Annotated in this window: 15 protein-coding genes and 1 pseudogene; 13 read left to right on the top strand and 3 right to left on the bottom strand. The window is 65.3% G+C overall.

The features are described from left to right. Window positions 1-51: 51 nt before the first annotated feature. Both nhaA and ACUCCZ_RS09765 read right to left on the bottom strand, forming a co-directional pair. Window positions 52-1,320, bottom strand: coding sequence for a Na+/H+ antiporter NhaA (gene nhaA, locus ACUCCZ_RS09770; protein ID WP_435917332.1), 1,269 nt, complete (start codon window positions 1,318-1,320; stop codon window positions 52-54). A gap of 167 nt (window positions 1,321-1,487) precedes the next feature. Beyond that, a complete protein-coding gene (locus ACUCCZ_RS09765) occupies window positions 1,488-2,246 on the bottom strand; it encodes a class I SAM-dependent methyltransferase (protein WP_435917331.1) in 759 nt (252 codons plus the stop codon). A gap of 128 nt (window positions 2,247-2,374) precedes the next feature. Between ACUCCZ_RS09765 and ssd the strand changes: the two genes are divergently transcribed. The 7 genes from ssd to ACUCCZ_RS09730 all read left to right on the top strand — a co-directional run bounded on the left by ssd (window position 2,375) and on the right by ACUCCZ_RS09730 (window position 7,423). Beyond that, window positions 2,375-3,421, top strand: coding sequence for a septum site-determining protein Ssd (gene ssd / locus ACUCCZ_RS09760; protein ID WP_435917330.1), 1,047 nt, complete (start codon window positions 2,375-2,377; stop codon window positions 3,419-3,421). Further along, a complete protein-coding gene (locus tag ACUCCZ_RS09755; RefSeq protein WP_435917329.1) occupies window positions 3,418-4,584 on the top strand; it encodes a TadA family conjugal transfer-associated ATPase in 1,167 nt (388 codons plus the stop codon). The genes ssd and ACUCCZ_RS09755 overlap by 4 nt, the downstream gene beginning before the upstream one ends. Then, a complete protein-coding gene (locus ACUCCZ_RS09750) occupies window positions 4,581-5,351 on the top strand; it encodes a type II secretion system F family protein (RefSeq protein WP_435917328.1) in 771 nt (256 codons plus the stop codon). The genes ACUCCZ_RS09755 and ACUCCZ_RS09750 overlap by 4 nt, the downstream gene beginning before the upstream one ends. An 11-nt stretch (window positions 5,352-5,362) precedes the next feature. After that, window positions 5,363-6,097 (top strand): type II secretion system F family protein, encoded by a 735-nt coding sequence (locus tag ACUCCZ_RS09745; RefSeq protein ID WP_435917403.1) that lies wholly within the window; start codon window positions 5,363-5,365, stop codon window positions 6,095-6,097. Between the two features lie 215 nt (window positions 6,098-6,312). Further along, window positions 6,313-6,600: a DUF4244 domain-containing protein gene (locus tag ACUCCZ_RS09740; protein ID WP_435917327.1), complete on the top strand. Its 288-nt coding sequence runs from the start codon at window positions 6,313-6,315 to the stop codon at window positions 6,598-6,600. Window positions 6,601-6,689: 89 nt separating this feature from the next. After that, a complete protein-coding gene (locus ACUCCZ_RS09735) occupies window positions 6,690-7,007 on the top strand; it encodes a TadE family type IV pilus minor pilin (RefSeq protein WP_435917402.1) in 318 nt (105 codons plus the stop codon). After that, window positions 7,004-7,423, top strand: a complete 420-nt coding sequence (locus ACUCCZ_RS09730; protein ID WP_435917326.1) for an Rv3654c family TadE-like protein — start codon at window positions 7,004-7,006, stop codon at window positions 7,421-7,423. Before ACUCCZ_RS09735 ends, ACUCCZ_RS09730 begins: the two co-directional genes overlap by 4 nt. A 313-nt stretch (window positions 7,424-7,736) precedes the next feature. Here the strand turns inward: ACUCCZ_RS09730 and ACUCCZ_RS09725 are convergent. Beyond that, window positions 7,737-10,040: pseudogene (locus ACUCCZ_RS09725) on the bottom strand (DEAD/DEAH box helicase); the annotation flags it as partial. On the opposite strand from ACUCCZ_RS09725, the gene ACUCCZ_RS09720 reads away from it, so the two are divergent. From ACUCCZ_RS09720 to ACUCCZ_RS09695, 6 genes are all read left to right on the top strand, one after another. Further along, window positions 10,028-11,545: a DUF7059 domain-containing protein gene (locus ACUCCZ_RS09720; RefSeq protein ID WP_435917325.1), complete on the top strand. Its 1,518-nt coding sequence runs from the start codon at window positions 10,028-10,030 to the stop codon at window positions 11,543-11,545. The pseudogene ACUCCZ_RS09725 and the gene ACUCCZ_RS09720 sit on opposite strands and share 13 nt — an antisense overlap. A 101-nt stretch (window positions 11,546-11,646) precedes the next feature. Next, on the top strand, window positions 11,647-11,937 hold the full coding sequence (locus tag ACUCCZ_RS09715; protein ID WP_435917324.1) for a DUF2249 domain-containing protein: 291 nt from the start codon (window positions 11,647-11,649) through the stop codon (window positions 11,935-11,937). A gap of 243 nt (window positions 11,938-12,180) precedes the next feature. Beyond that, complete coding sequence (topA, locus tag ACUCCZ_RS09710; RefSeq protein ID WP_435917323.1) at window positions 12,181-14,973, top strand: type I DNA topoisomerase; 2,793 nt, start codon at window positions 12,181-12,183, stop codon at window positions 14,971-14,973. A 1-nt stretch (window position 14,974) separates the two neighbouring features. Next, entirely contained in the window at window positions 14,975-16,462 is a 1,488-nt protein-coding gene (locus ACUCCZ_RS09705) for a hypothetical protein (RefSeq protein WP_435917322.1), read from the top strand. After that, entirely contained in the window at window positions 16,455-17,102 is a 648-nt protein-coding gene (tmk, locus tag ACUCCZ_RS09700; RefSeq protein ID WP_435917321.1) for a dTMP kinase, read from the top strand. The genes ACUCCZ_RS09705 and tmk overlap by 8 nt, the downstream gene beginning before the upstream one ends. Before the next feature lie 54 nt (window positions 17,103-17,156). Beyond that, a complete protein-coding gene (locus ACUCCZ_RS09695) occupies window positions 17,157-18,365 on the top strand; it encodes a DNA polymerase III subunit delta' (RefSeq protein ID WP_435917320.1) in 1,209 nt (402 codons plus the stop codon). The last annotated feature ends 118 nt before the right edge of the window (window positions 18,366-18,483 follow it).

Below are 18,483 nucleotides of genomic sequence, written 5' to 3'. Positions count from 1 at the left end.
GAATCGGATCGATCTGCTGGATTCGGGTTGAGTTGTCGTCGAGGGAACGGGTCAGCCGCTGGTGTTCGAGGTACCGGCAGCCACCGGAACCTCGTGAGGATGCTTCTCCTGCCACAGACTGTGTCTCTTGCCGCGATGGTGGAGCAAACCACCCCCGAGGATGGCTGCCAGGAAGGAGGCCACGAGCACGGAGGCCTTGGCCTCGTCGGCGAAGTCGTGGTCCTTCGGGAAGGACAGGTCGGTCATGAGCATCGAGACCGTGAATCCGATGCCGGCGAGTATGGCGACTGCGATGATGTCGCGCCACACCACACCTCGACCCAACTCGGCTGAGGTGAATCGGGCAGTCAGCCAGGAGCCCAACGTGATGCCGATGACCTTGCCGCCGATGAGGCCGCAGATGATGCCCAGGGAGATGGGGTGGGTCCACAAGCCGAGGAAGGTTTCCTTGCTGACCTGCACCCCGGCGCTCATGAGGGCGAAGAAAGGGACGACGGCGCCAGCTGACCACGGTTCAACCTTGTGCTGCCAGCGGTCGATGGGGTCGTCGAGGACGTCCTCCTCGGTGCGGGTGAGCAGACCGAAGGCGACACCGGCGATGGTGGCGTGGACACCGGAGTGGAGCATCGACCACCAACCGACGATGAAGATCGGGACGTACCACCAACCGTTGTCGACGTGGAAGTGCTGCATGAAGCCCCACAAGGCGATACAGGCAATCGCGCCCAGGAGCCACCAGATGTTGATGCCGTGGGAGAAGAAGACCGCGATGACGATGATGGAACCGAGGTCGTCAGCGATGGCCAGTGTGAGCAGGAAGGCTCGTACTGCTTGTGGCAGACCAGATCCGACGATGGCCAGCACCGCCAGGGCAAACGCGATGTCGGTGGCCATCGGGATGGCCCACCCTGCTGGATGTCCGTCAGAGGACAGCACGTTGAACAACGCGTAGATACCAGCTGGGAACACCATTCCGCAGACGGCGGCGACGATGGGAACCAGGGCGTCGGCGGGTCGCGACAGTGACCCCTCGACGAACTCTCGCTTGAGCTCGAGACCCGCGATGAAAAAGAAGATCGTCAGCAGACCATCAGCTGCCCATTCCTCGAGGGTGAGCGGGCCAACGGACAACTCGCGGAAGAAGTGGTACGAATGCTGACCGAAATTGGCCCACAAGAGGGCTGCGACCGTGGCTGCCAGCATCAACATGCCGCCGGTGGTCTCGTTTCGGAAGATGTCGGACAGGTGAAGGGCGTTGGGGCCCGTCACCGGCCGGAGGATGCTCATGCGAGGCCGCTTGTTCTTGTGGGAATCCGTCATGAATGCCTTTCGCGCACCCGTGGCACAGGCTCAGCGGGGATAGGGGACACGGTCACGCCGACCAGACTTCCCGGCACACCTCGCTCAGAAACCTACCAAATGGGTGTGGCGGCACCCACCGATGCTCATGTCGTGGACTGACGGAATCGTCACGTCACAGGTCGAGGTCAGAGGGTGATGGTGAGCCCGTTGTCGTCAGGGCGGATGGGGGTGGTGAGTTCGTCGTGGTCGACCCAGGCCCGCCAGCATTCCAGCTGGTAGGGCAACCTCAAACCGCTCGTGCCGGCAGAATCGTCAGCAAGGGCAGCGACCTTGGTCAGCAGCTCGGAGCGCGAGTCGGCGTCAAGGTCCTGGACGGCAGGAAGATTGGCCGCCATGGTGATGAGGACGTCCCGGTCGACCGGGACCCAGAGGCGCTTGGTGGTGTGTTCGTCGTCGGGGAAGTACGTGTTCGAGATCAGGCCCTGCACCGACTCGGTGCCGTAATCGCCACTCATGGCGTTCTCGTCAATAGTGCGCAGCAGGGCTGCCAGCCTCTTGACCCATGGAACGGTGTCGTCGCGCACCAGCCAGGAGACGCCCAGCACGCTACCGGGTCGTAGGACACGTGCGACCTCGGGCAGGACGAGCCCGGGAGCGAGCTCGTGGAATCCCTGATGTACCAGGACGGCGTCGAAGCTGCAGGGGTTGAGCGGCAAGGACTCAGGCGATCCGCAGACAGCCATGACGCCGGGGATCCGGTTCAGTCTTGCTGCCGTCCCAGGGTCGCGATGGACGGCCATCACGTCGACCCCGTGAGCGGCCACGGCCCGGCAGTAGGTGATGGTTGGACACAGCACGATGACGCGATGGCCCGGTTCCAGGCACCCAGCAGTCAGCCATTCGAGCGTGCCACTGGGCAAACGCGGGGTGGAGGAGACTGCCATGGGCCCGATTGTAGGGGGAACTGCTGCGGTCGGGGTTGTCCACAGGGGTTCCTCGGCGGTTTGCCACGGTTGTCCACAGGTCCAGGATTTGGCGACGGATTTCGAGTCCTGCGACGAGAACTGAAGGTATGAGGATTCTTGGAGAAGGACGGGACACGGCGCCGCGCCGGCCTGCCGAGGACGTTACCTCCGTGACCTTGGTGAGCCGAGACAACCGATTGTCCGAAGTTGTCGGGTCGGTGGCGGCCAGTGGCGGGGTGGTCGTCGAGGTCGTGGCGGATCGGGACGCCGTGTCGCGGGCATGGTCGCGGTACGGCCCGCTGCTCGTTGGCGCCGACATGGCCGGGACAGTGATGGCCTGGGGCCTGTCGTCTCGGCCGGGAACCCATGTCGTCGGTTTCGACGCCGAGGAGGCTGCGCGGTGGTCGGCAGGCCTGTCGGCCAGTGTCATCGTCGTGCCGCGGGCCAATCAGGTACTCACCGAGATCCTCCATGACGACATGGTCGCGACCTCGAAGGCCACCGTGGTGCAGGTGGACTCGAGTGGCGGCGGCACCGGGGTGAGCACCCTGGCGGCCGGATTGGCGTGGGCCGCTGCGAGATCAGGGATGAAGGTTGGACTGGTCGAACTCGATCCCCACGCCGGCGGGATCGATCTGTTGTTGGGCATCGAGAGGACGGACGGATGGCGGTGGCCTGAGCTGGCCTCGGCGCGCGGGGTGACGACCGATCTGGGCTCCCACCTGCCGTCCATTGACGGCGTCGAGGTGGTCAGCGCGGGGAGGGCGGGTGCCCAGGTGCCTCCAGCGGCACGCCGGGCTGTCGTGGATTCCTTGGCGGGGGATCACGATCTCGTCGTGGTGGATCCGGGACCCATCTCGGCTCCGGAGGTGTCCCTGGACGTGCGGGTCGGTGTGGTCGCGGGCGATCTCAGGTCCGTCATGACGGCGAGAGGCCAGGACCTTCCCAACCTGCTGGTGACCAGACGTGGCCCAGGGCGATCGATGCCGGACGAGGACATCGAGTCGGTACTCGGAGTGCGACCGGACCTCGTGGTGAGGGATGACCGCCGGCTGGTTCGTGGGCAGGGTCATGCGGAGGCACCGTGGGTGGTGGCTTCGCGGCGATGGTGTCGTCGATGCCAGGAGCTGGCTGAGTTGGTGATGGGCTCATGAGTGGCAACGAGTCAGACCCTCAGTTGGTCGAGCAGGTGCGCCGGCAACTGGCCGGTCTTGGCCGCGACTGGACGCCGATGGACGTAGCCCACGCGATCCTCGACTGCGGTCAGGTGGCCTCCGACAAGACGGTGCTGGCCGTCGTCGAGGAGCTGCGGCGCACCAGTACCGGGGCCGGTCGCCTGGAGCCTTTGCTGGTGATGGACGGGGTGACGGATGTCCTCGTCAACGGTCCGGATCAGGTGTTCGTCGATCGCGGCAAGGGTCTGGAACTGACTGATGTCACCTTCAGCGGGCCGGAAGAAGTGCGGGCGCTTGCGGTGCGCCTGGCGGCTGCGGTGGGACGCCGCCTTGACGACGGCAACCCGTGGGTGGATGCCCGGCTGCCCGACGGCACCCGAGTTCATGCCGTCCTCGACGTTCTGGCCCGGCCGGGAACCTGTCTGAGTCTGCGCGTGCCGTCGCGACGTCGTCTTTCCCTTGATGACTGGGTGTCCTGGGGGTCAATGACTCCGGGGTGCAGACGGATCATCGACGAGGTCCTGGCTCGCAAGCTGGCCTTCCTGGTGACCGGTGGCACCGGAACCGGCAAGATGACCCTGCTGTCGGCGATGCTGACGAGCCTGCCGAGGGATCAGCGGCTCGTCATCGTCGAGGACTCCCGGGAGATCTGGATAGACCACCCTCACTGGGTGTCGATGGAGGCTCGGGCCGCCAATTCCGAGGGCAAGGGTTCGGTCACCCTCACAGATCTTGTACGTCAGTGCCTGCGCATGAGGCCAGATCGGATCGTCCTGGGAGAGGTGCGAGGGGCGGAGTTGCGGGACCTCCTCATGGCCTTCAACACCGGCCACGAGGGCGGATGTGGCACGGTGCATGCAAACGGTGTGGCCGAGGTGCCAGCTCGGCTGGAGGCCCTGGCGGCCCTGGGCGGCTTGTCACGAGAGGCGGCCTCGGCCCAGATCACCGCGGCCCTGCAAACCGTCATCCACCTGGAACGGGGACCGGCAGGGCGACGAGTGGCCGAGATCGGGGTTTTCACCGACGTCAATGACCGAGCGGTCGTGGTGCCAGCCGTGCGATGGGACACGAATGGTGCGGCAACCCTTGAGGCGGGCGCGGGGAAACTGTCTGAGCTGCTGGGGATGGAGGTGGCCCCATGACGATCTTGATGGCCGCGGTGCTCTTGGGCGCGGCGGTGTGGATGGTGATCCCGCCGCCCATGAGGCGACGAGAGGGACGACGTATTCCAGCGTGGTCGGCGGTGCCGGCCGGGATTGTCGTCGCCGGGTTGGTGTGGGGTGCCAGCGGTGTGGCGTGGGCCGTCATGGCCACCGCCGTGGGTGAGACGGTGTTCATCGTCGTGCGCAGGCAGCGGCGACGAGCCCAGACCCTCAAGGGCGGACGGGAAGTGGCTCGGGCCACGAGGGCTCTGGCGGGCCGAGTGTCGGTTGGGGAGATTCCGTCGGCGGCCCTGGACCACGTTGCTGATGACGTCGAGGTGCTGGCCCGGGCCAGGAGGGCCCAGGCAGTGGGCGGAAGTGTTCCCGACGCCCTCATCGCCACCGCTCGGCAGCCGGGCATGGCGGGCTTGGTACCTCTGGCCCATGCCTGGCAGTTGGCTGCGACGACGGGTGCTCCGCTGGCCCCGGCTGCCAAGTCAGTCGCGGAAGGAACCACCCGACGGGCTCGTCTGGAAGCCACCCTGGACTCCGAGCTCGCTGCGGCCAGGGCGTCTGGACGGATCATGGGCCTGCTGCCCTTCGTCGGATTGCTCATGGGACACCTCGTCGGGGCACGCCCGACGGTCTTCCTGACAACCACCTGGTTGGGCAGGGCCTGCCTGGTCGGCGCGACCCTGCTGGCCTGCGCCGGGGTGCTGTGGAGCGAAGCGCTGGCGGATCGCGTGGCGAGGGAGGCCTTGCCGTGACGAGTATCAACATGGGAAGAGTGCTGATCGCGGCGATGCTGATGGCCGCGGCGGCGGTCTGGCTGGTCATCCCGCCAGCGGTGGACATTCGAACGGAACGTCGCACACCTCTGCCAGCCTGGCTCGCTCCTCGCAGTGGAGCCCCCGGGCCCGAGGTTCGAGTCGTGGCAGGCCTGGTAACGGGTTGCGCAGTGATGGCAGCGGTTCCTTGGTCTGTGTCTGTGGCAGTTGCCGTGGCCGTGCTCGCCGGAGCCGTGGTGTGGTGGGGATCCGGTCAGCTGGAGTCCTCGGCCCATCGTCGGGAGGAGCAGCGCCGGGCTGCCCAATTGCCGGAAACCCTCATGATGCTCTCCAGCGCGATGGAAGCCGGCCTGCCGCTGCGATCGGCAGTGAGGACAGTGGCGGAATCCGTGGAGGGGCCCTGCGCGGAGGACTTGAACCGGTTGGCGTCATCCTTGGCCGCTGGGGTGCCGGACTCCACGGCGTGGAGCACCCTCGCATCGGTGCCGGTGTGGCGGGATCCGGCCCAGGACGTCTCACGTGCCGTTGACTCCGGGGAGGGGATCAGTGAGCTGTTGTCGGCTCACGCCGCACAACTGCAGACAGCCGCCGCCGAACAGGCCGAGAAGAAGGCACGCAAGGCCGGTGTTGACGCCATCGGCCCGCTGGTCTGCTGTCACCTCCCGGCCTTCCTGCTGGTCGGGGTGGTTCCGATCATCGCCGGGATGGTTCTCGGCGTGTTGTGACGAGGGCGATGGCCGTGTCCGAGGACGCGGTCGGCATCGTCATGCCCGTGGCAAAAGCGGTTATCCACAAGGGGCTGAGAGGTTCGTGCGGAGGTTGTCCACAGAAATGAAGAAGATGACGGATTTCGAGGGTACCGACGACAACTGAAGACGTGAGGCGTGGGCCTCGCGGCGGTCGGGAGTGGCCCGGACGCACGAACAGACAGGAGACGACAGTGTCTGAGAAGAACCCAACGGCGGAACCCGTCATCTGTGCCAGGTCCCTCGACCTGGTTGGCGCCACCGAAGCTGCGGTGGAACCACCCGCTCACCGGCGATGTCGAGTGGTCCGCAACAAGATCGTCGATCGTGGCATGGCCACCGCGGAGTACGCCGTCGGCATGCTTGCAGCCGTCGCGCTCGCATTGGTCTTGCTCAAGGTCATCACCCATCAAGAAGTTTTCACGAAGCTCCTCAAGCTAGTTGTCAGCATCATTGGTAAGGCGGGAGGCATGCTGCCGTGACCAACCTGACTCGTCGTGGTGGGCGTCACGGGGCGTCCGCCACGCCGGGTCGCTCCCCGTGGCGATCCGGTCAGCGCGCGTCGCGGGGAATGGTGACGGTCGAGATGGCCGTCAGTCTCATCACAGCTGCCTTGATTGTCGTGACCAGTTGCTGGGTGGTGGGATTGATAGTCGTTGAGGACGCCTGCCGTACGACGGCTGCTCAGGTAGCACGCCAGATGGCTCGTGGGGACACCGCGTCCGCTCGTCAGGCCCAGCAGCACGCACCCTCTGGAGCACAGGTGTCAACTACGACGTCGAGCGGCTGGGTCAATGTGACAGTTGAGGTGGAACGCTCGTTGGGACGGATAGGTCCAGTGCATCTGCGCGGTCAGGCCCGATCTCCGATGGAACCGGGACAGACATGACCACGTCAGCATTGCGGCCCGGGTCAACGCTGCAGAGTCATTCACGTGCCGACGCGCGTCGGGAGCGGGGCTCAGGAACCCTGTTGCTGGCAGCTGCAGCGGTGGGGTTCATTGCGGCGGTATGGCTGTCCGTCGTTGTAGCAGGCTGGTGGTCAGCTGGTCATCGGGCCGAAGACGTCGCCGACATGGCCGCCTTGGCGGCTGGACGAGCTGAGGCCACTGGTGAGGCCGCATGTCTGGTGGCTGAGCAGACAGCCAGGGCAAACGGGACGCAGCTGATCTCGTGCCAGGTGCACACCGCACCGACGGGGTTCACGGTCACCGTTGAGATCGGGATGCACGTCCATCGCGGATGGGAGCTTCCTGGCATGCCTCGGATGGTGGTGAAAATGGCCACAGCTGGCCCGATGGAATGAAGGAGCGCGAAGCAACACAGAGATGGAGGCATGCCGGTACAGGGCTCCGCGCGCCGAAACTCGCCGGTGAGCCTCATGATCGTCGCGGAGCTTGCCGAAATTGGAGCGCACTCCGGAGCTGGTGGGAACACGCCGCTTGATGGCGTCATGGAGATTCCACGACGGTATTCGTAGGATCAGTCCTCGCCAGCTCGTCAACCTTGCGTCGGCACATGCACCGATGTCATGGCTCATGACGGTCGTCGTGAGGCATTCGGCAGGTGGTCAACCCGAGGCCTGAGTCACGATTCGGATGGTGCGAGATGACTGACCAGGCCAACGGGTCCAGGGCCGCCGTCAGTGCGGCGGCCCCGGCTTTGTCGAGCCGTTGGTTGGCGTTACCGCACTTCGGGGAGACGACACATGCCGGGCATCCAGTCTCGCACGTACAGTGCGCCAGCCGCTGCGCGGTGGCGTGCCACCACATCTCAGCTTTTTCGAAACCGGCCGCAGCGAATCCCGCTCCACCGGCCTGACCGTCGTGAATGACGATGGTGCATGCCCCCGTGTCGGGCAACATCACAGTCGACACGCCGCCAATGTCCCAACGATCACATGGTGAAAACATCGGCAGTAACCCGATCGCGGTGTGCTCTGCCCCATGGGCCGCTCCCGCCAGACGAACAGGATCCAGTCCTAGTTCATCGACGACCTCGTCGGGGATCACCCACCAGCAGGCCTGAGTGATCATGGTGTGGGTGGGCATCTCGAGCGCGACAGAATCCCATACGTCATTGGTGATGTCGTCACGTCGCAGATAGCCGATGACCTGCTCGGTCAACTCCACCTGCCCGAACGCCACATACCCAGTCCCGAAACCCCGACGGTGTTCCTCGTGGAGGATGCGCACCGTTGACGCCGACTGGGGCTGGGTCCAATATCCCGGCAGGTCCTGATGAACCAGGGCGTGGTGCTCATCGGGAGCGTATTCGTCGACCAGCCATTGGTCACCCTGGTGCAGATATACCGCGCCGGGGTGCACCGTCCGGTCCGCGGCGGCCTCGTCGACCACGCCAATGACCCTTCCGGTAGCTGAATCGACGATGTCGATCCCCTTGCCTGCTGACGATCGTAAGTCGATGGCATCGACGGCCCGCTCCGGTCTGGTCCAGAAAAACCGGTTCCCACGGCGTCGTAATACGTGTTGGTCAGCCAACATCTTGCACATAGGCGAAAAAGCTGGACCGTAAAACTCCTCGTCGTCGGGGGATAGGTAAGCCTCCTGTGCAGCTGCCGCCAAATGTGGACCAAGAATATAGGGGTTGTCCGGATGGAGGACAGTGGATTCCACTGAGGAAGAAAATAATGATTCCGGATGATCGAAAAGGTAATGGTCGAGTGGATTCTCCCGAGCCATGAGCACTACCAGCGCGTCACGCCCGGACCGTCCGGCGCGTCCGGCCTGCTGCCACAGAGCTGACAGTCGTCCTGGATATCCGGCGATGACGACAGCATCCATACCGGAAATATCCACCCCCAATTCCAGGGCATTCGTTGCGACGACGGCCCGAATGGTACCGCTCTGCAAGCCCGCCTCAATGGCTCGGCGATCCTCGGGTAAGTATCCGGCTCGATAGGACGCGATCCGTGCACCGTTGATCACCTGATCCTGGGCCCGGGTCGAAATGATCTCCGCCAAAGATCGCGAGGCAACAAAACAGATCGTCTGTAACCCAGCGTCGGCGAGATCAGCCACGACACCGGTGGCATCGCTAGGCACCGTTTCAGCAGGTTGCCACAGCACGACGTCACGGCCGGGGTGCGGGGAGCTGTCCTCGTCGATGACCTCGACCGTGTCCACACCCAGCAATCGAGACCCAGCCTCATGCGCATTGGTCGACGTTGCGCTGGACAGCAGAAACACCGGATCGGCCCCGTGCATCCGACATATTCTGCGAAGCCGCCGAATGATCTGGGCCACATGCGCCCCAAACACCCCGCGATACCGGTGGGCCTCGTCAATGACGACGTATCTCAGGCTCCCCAGCAACCCAGCCCACCGAGAATGGGACGGCAGGACCGTGTAGTGGAGCATGTCAGGATTCGTCAGAACGTACCGTGCCTGCTCTCGGACGAAACGACGCTCGGCGGCGTCGGAGTCACCGTCGAGGGTGGACACCAGCCAGTTCGGTGGCCCGACCTCGCGACACACCCGGGCCTGATCGTGGGCGAGGGCCTTCGTCGGCGCCAGGTACAAGGCGCTGTTGCGTTTCAGGTGATCGCGCAGGGAGGCTGGCAGATTCGGGGTGGGCGCCTTCGGCAGAACCGGGGTCGTCGATGCCGTCGCCGCCATGATCGGCAACAGATACGCCAAGGTCTTGCCCGATGCCGTCGCCGTGCAGACAGCGGTGTGATGGCCAGTCCTCGCCAATTCTGCGACCCTCGCCTGGTGCTCCCACGGGCGCGAGATGCCGGCCTTTTCAACAGCCTGACGACAATCCTCGGGCAGCCATGATGGCCATTCACAAGTGCGCTCAGCCGTAGCGTCACGGTGATCGACATGCACGACCTGGGGGCTGGCCAGTAATCGCGACACAGTCCGGCCGTCGTGCGTCGACGGGACAGGTGGAACGGTCACGCGCCAAGATTGCCATCATGGGCAGACACCTCATCGATGACGAGATCGAACAGCTGCGGAACACCCTCATTGACATCGGCTACCTCACGGACCCCGTCATGGCAGCCATCGGAGAGTCCGGACAGCGTGGACTGACGAGGAACAGCACCACCCCGGCATCCCGGGCCCTGGCGGGCCGCACTGACCCGCTGGCAGGAGTCATCCGGCTGTGGCTACTCCAGCAGGCGGTTCCCGTCGAGCAGCTCTCCCCTCTGCCGGTGCGCACCCTTGTTGAGGCAGGCATCGTGAACGTCGATGGGGAGACGGCCCGCGCCCTGGTTGACCTGCGTCCCTATGGTTCTCCCGACGACGGCGCCTCCGGCTGGACCGTCTCCGACCTCATTCCTGGCCTGGACAAGGTCATCACCAGGACCCTCTCCGACTACGTTCTGGGTGTCTCGCCGGCATCGGTGTCCCTGGCCCAGATGGCCATCCCCACCCACGTCGGAAGCGCCTTGGACATGGGCTGTGGCTGTGGCGTGCAGTCCCTGCACCTGTCTCGCCACGCCGACCGCGTCGTCGCCACCGACATCAATCCACGGGCCCTCGAGATGGCTGAACTCACCTGCCGTCTCTCCCATGTCGACGTGGATATCCGGGAAGGATCCCTCTACGATCCCGCCGGAGATGACACCTTCGACCTCATCGTCACCAATCCGCCATACGTCATGGCCCCTCCCAGCCCAGACGGCCAGCGTCTGGTCTACCGCGAGGGCGGATTCTGTGGTGACGGCTTGGTGGAGGCCGTAGTTCGCGGCGCTCCCGCCCGCCTCCGCGACGGCGGCATGCTCCAGGTACTGGCGAATTGGGCCCACATCGGCGACCAGCCCTGGTCCGAGCGGCTGGCCACCTGGGTTGAGGGGACCGGCTGTGATCTGTGGGTCGTCGAGCGGGAACATCTCGATGTCTGTGAGTACATCGAGACCTGGCTGACCGATGCGGGCCTTGACGGATCCTCCCAGTGGCGTACCCGCTACGACGAATGGCTGTCCTACTTCGATACCCTCGGCGTCACCGGTGTCTCCCTGGGATGGATCACCCTGACGAAGACCTGCCGTGACACGCCGGATTTGTCCTTCGAGGAATGGCCATGGCAGGTCGCGCAGCCCATTGGAGGAACGCTGGCCCAGCGCACCCAGACCGTCACCTGGGCTCGTCTGAGTGACGAGGACCTGTTGGCGCGACGCTGGCGGATCGCCTCCGACGTCGACAACGAGACCACCGGACGTCCCGGGGCCACCGACCCCGAGCACATCGTGCTGCGACAGCGTCGGGGACTGTGCCGGGCCGTCGAGATGACGACGGCCTCCGGTGGAGTACTGGGAGCCTGCGACGGGGAGCTCACCCTCGGCCAGATCACCGGAGCCGTCTCGGCGATCCTCGAGGTCGACCATGGCGACCTCCTCGCCGAGGTGCTTCCGCTGGTCCGCACGTGCCTGCGTCACGGCATCGTCGAGGCTGCCTGAGTCCGCACGAACGGGTGGACGTCGACCACTGCGAGTCTCCTGTGGCAAGGGTGTTCCGCGATGCGCTATTTTCTTGAGAGAATCGTCAAAAAGGAGAACCGATGACCGATCACCAGGAAATCCCGCTCACCGAGACCCATCACTGCAGCTGCGGTGAGAGCAACGCCGGACTGCCCGAGCTCGACGTGCGCACCATTCCGCACGCCATCCGCCACGGTGCCGTCATCGGTGCCTTCGCCCAACTGCAGCCGGGTGCCTCGATGGTCCTCATCGCCCCGCACAACCCGCTGCCCCTGCTGAGCCAGCTCGAGCAGATCAATGGATCGCTCGACGTCGAGTACCTCACCGAGGGGCCCGAAGAGTGGCGCATCAAGCTCACCAAGCAGGGCTGAGACCTTCTCGCAGGACGTGAATGCACCCTGCCCCGACCTTCTGTCGGCCAGTCTGAGACAGGCCGACAGAACAGGCTCGTCACGAGCAGGGTGTTCTCGTTCCGGGCGGACCCGAGGTGCCGGATCCGACGGCTGTTGTTACGGTTGACGCGCGGTCACCGGCGACGGTGCCGCTCATTGGGCCGCGTACCGCCCCCTCGGGTCAGCCCGGCAGCCCACGTCACGTCAACGGAGAAGGCAGGAATGTCACCGACCAAGAGCCTCGTCATCGTCGAGTCACCCCACAAGGCCACGATGATCGCCGGGTACCTGGGACCCAAGTACACCGTGCGAGCCAGCCAGGGTCACGTGCGTGACCTGCCCACCAGCGCCTCCGAGGTGCCCGCCAAGTACAAGGGCCAGCCCTGGGCGCGCACAGGAGTCAACGTTGATGATGAGTTCACCCCCATCTACGTCGTCTCCCCGGAGAAGCGATCGACGATCCGCGAGCTGAAGAGCCTGCTCAAGGAGTCCGACGAACTCCTGCTCGCCACCGATGGTGACCGCGAGGGAGAGGCCATCGCCTGGCATCTGCTCGACGAGCTCAAGCCCAAGGTCCCGGTGCGCCGGATGGTCTTTAACGAGATCACCGAGAAGGCCATCAACGACGCCGTCGCCAACACCCGTGAACTTGACACCGACCTCGTCGACGCCCAGGAGACCAGGCGCATTCTCGACCGTCTCTACGGCTACGAGGTCTCTCCTGTGCTGTGGAAGAAGGTGCTTCCACGTCTGTCCGCTGGTCGTGTGCAGTCGGTGGCGACCCGTCTGGTCGTCGACCGCGAGCGCGAGCGGATGGCCTTCATCAGCGCCAACTACTGGGACATGGAGGCCACCCTGGCCACCAAGTCCGATGAGTTCCAGGCTCGCCTCGCGGCACTGGACGGCACCAGGATCGCCGCCGGGCGCGACTTCGATTCCCACGGCAACCTCACCTCCAAGGTGCGTCGCCTCGACGAGGCCACCGCGACCACCATCGCGAAGACTCTCGAGAAGACCCCGTTCTCCGTCACCAAGGTCGAGTCCAAGCCGTACACCCGTCGTCCGTACGCCCCCTTCCGCACCACGACCCTGCAACAGGAGGCCGGCCGTAAGCTCGGCTTCACCTCCCAGCGCACCATGTCGGTAGCCCAGGAGCTCTACGAGGGTGGCTACATCACCTACATGCGTACCGACTCGGTGGCCCTGTCCCAGGAGGCCATCCACGCGGCTCGCGGCCAGGCCGCCGAGCTCTACGGTTCCGACCACGTCCCGGACAAGCCGCGCATCTATGCCTCCAAGGTCAAGAACGCCCAGGAAGCCCACGAGGCCATCCGTCCCGCCGGTGAGCACTTCCGCACCCCGGCTGAGACCGGCCTCACCGGCGACAGGTTCAAGCTTTACGAGCTGATCTGGATGCGTACCTTGGCCTCCCAGATGGCTGACGCCAAGGGCGAGACCCTCTCGGTGACGATTGAGGCCACCCCGTCCTGTCCGATCAGCGTTGCCGACGGTGACGTCACCACTGCCACCTTGACGGCATCCGGTCGCACCATCACCTTTCACGGCTTCCTGCGCGCCTACGTCGAGTCGGTCGACGAAGGAGCCTCCGACGACGCTCAGAAGCGGCTGCCCCAGCTCGCGCAGGGCCAGGAGCTGGATCCGCGCGAGGTGACGGCCAACGGTCACGACACCCGCCCTCCGGCCCGCTACACCGAGCCCAGCCTGGTGGCGAAGCTCGAGGAACTGGAGATCGGTCGTCCGTCGACCTACGCCTCGATCATTCGCACCATCACCAGCCGCGACTACGTCTTCAAGAAGGGATCAGCCCTCGTCCCGACCTGGCTGGCCTTCGCCGTCACCAGGTTGCTCGAGGAGCACTTCTCCAACCTCGTCGACTACCAGTTCACCGCTGACATGGAGGAGACTCTCGACCAGATTGCTCGCGGTAACGCTGACCGCGTGACGGTGCTTTCGGCCTTCTACTTCGGCCAGACCAAGTCCGACGACGGTGACGTCCCGACGCCCACCGAGGGTCACGAGGGTCTGCACCAGCTCGTCACCGAGCTCGGGGACATTGACGCCCGGTCCATATGCACCTTCCCGCTCGGGGACTCCGACGTCGTCGTCCGGGTTGGTCGTTATGGCACTTACGTTGAGGACTCCGAGGGCAACCGGGCCAACGTTGACGACACCCTTCCCCCCGACGAGCTCACCATCAAAGCTGCCAAGGAGCTGCTGGCAAGCCCGAACGGTCAGGATCGCGAGCTCGGGCTGGACCCGCACAGCCACCGTCCGATCGTGGCCCGCAATGGCCGTTTCGGTCCCTACGTCACGGAAGTACTTGATGAGGACGAGGCCACCGAGGTCGTCGAGACGACCGCCAAGGACGGCAAGAAGCGTCGCACCAAGCGCAAGGTGAAGCCGCGCACCGCCAGCCTGTTCACGTCGATGAGTCTCGAGACCGTCACCCTTGACGAGGCTCTCAAGCTGCTCTCCCTGCCGCGCGTGGTGGGCACCGCTGCTGACGGCACAGAGATCACCGCTCAGAACGGACGCTATGGCCCGTACCTCAAGAAGGGCACCGACTCACGCTCCCTGGGCAGCGAGGAGGAGATCTTCTCCATCACCCTGGAGCAGGCCGAAGCGATCTACTCCCAGCCGAAGCGGCGTGGTCGGGCCGCCGCCAAGCCGCCGCTGCGCGACCTCGGTGAGGATCCGACCTCGGGACGCCCGATTGTCGTCAAGGATGGTCGTTTCGGCCCCTACGTCACCGATGGCGAGACCAACGCAACCCTGCGCAAGGACGACTCCGTCGAGGAGATCACCCCCGAGCGTGCTCAGGAGTTGCTGGCCGAGAAGAGGGCGAAGGGGCCGGCCAAGAAGCGGACGACGCGGAAGACGACCACTCGCAAGACCACTGCGAAGAAGGCGACGACCAAGTCCGCCTCGAAGTCCACATCCTCCAAGTTGACCACGACGAGGAAGACCGCCGCGACGTCGTCGTCGGGAAGCTGAGATGACCGCCGCGTGGCGTTCGGGAAGCACCGAACCGTTGTACTTCGAGTTGGCGTGGGCGGCTGCCCGGCCGGTTCCGGCTGACCTGCACACCACCGTCGCCGCTGTCGGGGCGCGTCGCACCATCGAGTGCGAGATCACCCTGCTCGACTCCCCGGACCACCGGCTGCTGAGGTCGGGAATCGTGATTGCCCACCGCGTCGTGGACGGACTGGGGGAGTGGTACATGGACGCTCCCGAGTGGTCGCCATGGCTTCCGGTGGCCCGCTCGGTGGCCCTCGACGCGGCTGGTGAGCTGCCCCAGGACTTCGCCTGCTTGGCTCGTCCTTTTCTGCGGGGGGCAACCCTGTGCCCGGGTGCGGCCTTGTCGTGGGAGCGCAACGAGACCATGCTCGAGGCCCCCGATTCCACCAAGTTGGCCCTCATCCGCGACGACCGGATTGCCGTCGTTCAGTCCGGGGTGACGACCTCGCGGGTACGTGAGCTGACCATCAATCCATGGCGCGGGCTCACCGAGGGACAGCGGGAATGGCTCACCAGCCGCATCCTGGCCCTGGGCGGGGTGCCCGTCACACGTCATCCGTCGGTGTTGCGACGCCTGGGCCCCGGTGCCGGAGCCCTGACCGATTACCCCCGTCCCCATCTGCATGACGGCGCCGGTGCGCAGGCCTGGGTGTCGGCCCAGGTGGCCGGGCGGCTGCGCGACGTCGTCGAGGCTGATCTGGCCGTACGGTGCCACGGAATGGACCTCGGATCGACCGAGACGAAACGCACTGAGCCGCGCGTCCTCCCCGAGTCCCCGGACAGCACTGACCTGGTTGGCATGGGGTATGACCCGGTGACGACCTCGGCTCCCAGCATTCACGACGGCGCCCACGGGTCTATCAGGCCTCTTCAGAAGGCCATTCACGCGCTGTCGGAGACACTCGATGCGATGTCGGGCCTGCTCGATCCGTCATGGGTCAAGCGCGCCCAGGACCTGTGCCTGCAGATGATGGAGCTGGATCCCGGTCACATCAGCATCCACAGCCTGCCTCGTGAGTACTGCCAGTTGCTCGAGGAGATGACGACGGCGGCGCGGTCGCCACGAGTCACGGTTGATCCTGACCAGCCGGCTCGTTCTACGATGAAGCGGATGCTCAAGGAATCGGTTGCCCAGGCGGTGGCAGCCAGCGACGGCGTCGAGGATTTTCAGGGATGGGTGGCGGCAGAGAGGTCTGCTCGCCATGCTGCTGCAGTTGCCGACATTCTTGACACTGGTCGAGCCGAGAAGGTGGCCAGGCGGCTGCGTCCGGTTGTCAAAGAATTGGCTCGTCTCAAGGGCAGTATGAACGAAGATGTTGACGTCTCCGAGATGTCTGCTGAGGATGCCTTCGAGGCTGGACGTCAGGTCGAGCGGTCCCGGGCAGCCCTGTCTGCGGCCCGGCAGTCGTTCCGCGACGACTGGCCACAGCATCGTCGCAAGATTTTGAAGGCTCTCCATGACTGATCATCAGACTCGAACCGGACGCGACCTGGGCGGCCTCTTCATCGTCCTCGAGGGTGGGGACGGTGCCGGCAAGACGACTCAATCCCGACGCCTCGACCAGTGGCTGACCTGTGAAGGTGTGCCGCGTCTCATGACCCGTGAGCCCGGTGGTTCCGGGCTCGGGCAGAGGATTAGGGAACTGGTGCTGTTTTCCGACGCAGCGGAGATCTGCCCACGTGCCGAGGCCCTGCTTTACAACGCTGACAAGGCCCAACACGTCGAGCAGGTGGTCATGCCGGCTCTGCGCGAGGGCAAGGTCGTCGTCTGTGATCGCTACGTCGACTCGACGATTGCCTATCAGGGGGCCGGGCGCATCCTCGGCCCTGACGAGGTTGCCCAGCTCGCGAGCTGGGCAACCGGCGGCCTCGTCCCCGATCTGACGGTGCTTCTCGACGTCGATCCCTCCGAGGGCGCCGGGAAGATCGCCGCCAAGGACCGCATGGAGGCTGCCGGTGAGCAGTTCCACCAGCGGGTGCGTCAGCACTTCCTCGATCTCGCCGACGCTCACCCGGAGCGCTATCTCGTTCTTCCCGCCCGCAAGAGCCGCGACGAGATCAGCGCGGCCATCATTGAGCAGGTGAGCAAACTCCTCGACCGGTGAGTAACTGGATGCCGTCACCATGAAGGTGTCGGCACGATCTGCAACGATAGCCCCGTGAGCGATGTGTTGACCGGCGTGTGGGCCGATCTCGTGGGCCAGGAGAAGGCTGTCGAGGTGCTGCGCCGTGCCGCTGAGTCGCAACCGGGTCGCTTCTCCCACGCCATGAGCCACGCATGGCTCATCACCGGTCCGCCGGGATCGGGTCGGTCCAACGCGGCGAAGGCCTTCGCGGCGGCGTTGCAGTGTGCCGATCACGGCTGTGGGCGGTGCAACGCCTGTCGAACTACCTCGTCAGGTGCGCATCCTGACGTCACCTTGGTTCGCACCGAGGCGCTGTCCATCGGCGTCGACGAAGTGCGTGAGCTGGTGCGTCGGGCGGCGACGAACCCGGTGCATGGTCGTCACCAGGTGGTTGTCGTCGAGGACGCTGACCGCATCACTGAACGCGGCGCCGACGCCTTGCTCAAGGCCATCGAGGAACCCGCCCCCAAGACCGTGTGGTTGTTGTGTGCGCCCACCCCTGAGGACGTCATCGTGACCATCAGGTCCCGGTGCCGACGTCTCCACCTGGCGACTCCGCGCGACGAAGCCGTGGCAGACCTGCTCACTCGGCGCGACGGGATCCCCCCTGAGATGGCCGCCGAGGCTGCTCGGGCCGGCCAGGGCCACATCGGTCGGGCACGACGTCTTGCCCGTGACGAGGAGGCGCGAGCCCGCCGCAACACCATCGGTGAGCTCCCCACCAGGTTGCGAGGCCTCGGAGATTGCCTGCATGCAGCTGAGGACCTCGTCAATCAGGCCAGCGAGGAGGCAGCAGCCGCAACCGCCGAGGTCGACGCTGCCGAGCGAGCTGAGTTGGAGAAGGCCTTGGGGTTCGGGTCATCCGGGGCTCGTCCACGCAATGCCCAGGCCGCCATCCGGGATCTGGAGAAGCAGCAGGCCGCGCGAGTGAAGCGCCTTCAACGCGACGCCTTGGACCGTGTCCTGACGGAGCTGACGGCCTATCACCGCGACGTGTTGGCCATCCAGACCGGGGCCGTGCGTGCGGAGGAGGAGAACGCCCTGCGAGGGGCTCGACTGGTCAATGCCGGTTGGTCAGCCTCCCTTCACCGGGTGGCGCAGTCCCGGAGTCCCGAACACACCGTCGCCACCATCGACGCCATTTTGAGCGCGAGGAGTTCCCTCGAGCACGGCGTCACCCCGTTGCTCGTCATGGAAACCCTCCTCATCGCCATGACGCGAGCAGACCGCGCTCCGTGGTGAATCCCGCCTGTCAAGGCCTGACAAAGTGAATGACAACGGTGTGTTGCACCGCTGCTGAAGCCAGTTTCGTGACACAGTGTGAGTGTGCCGTGCCGTATCCTCGGTGCGGTCCCCAAGT

It is taken from the genome of Cutibacterium nasicola (assembly GCF_052654715.2).
The sequence above is the reverse complement of the archived record's forward strand: the minus strand, read 5'-3'. Positions and strand labels throughout refer to the sequence as shown.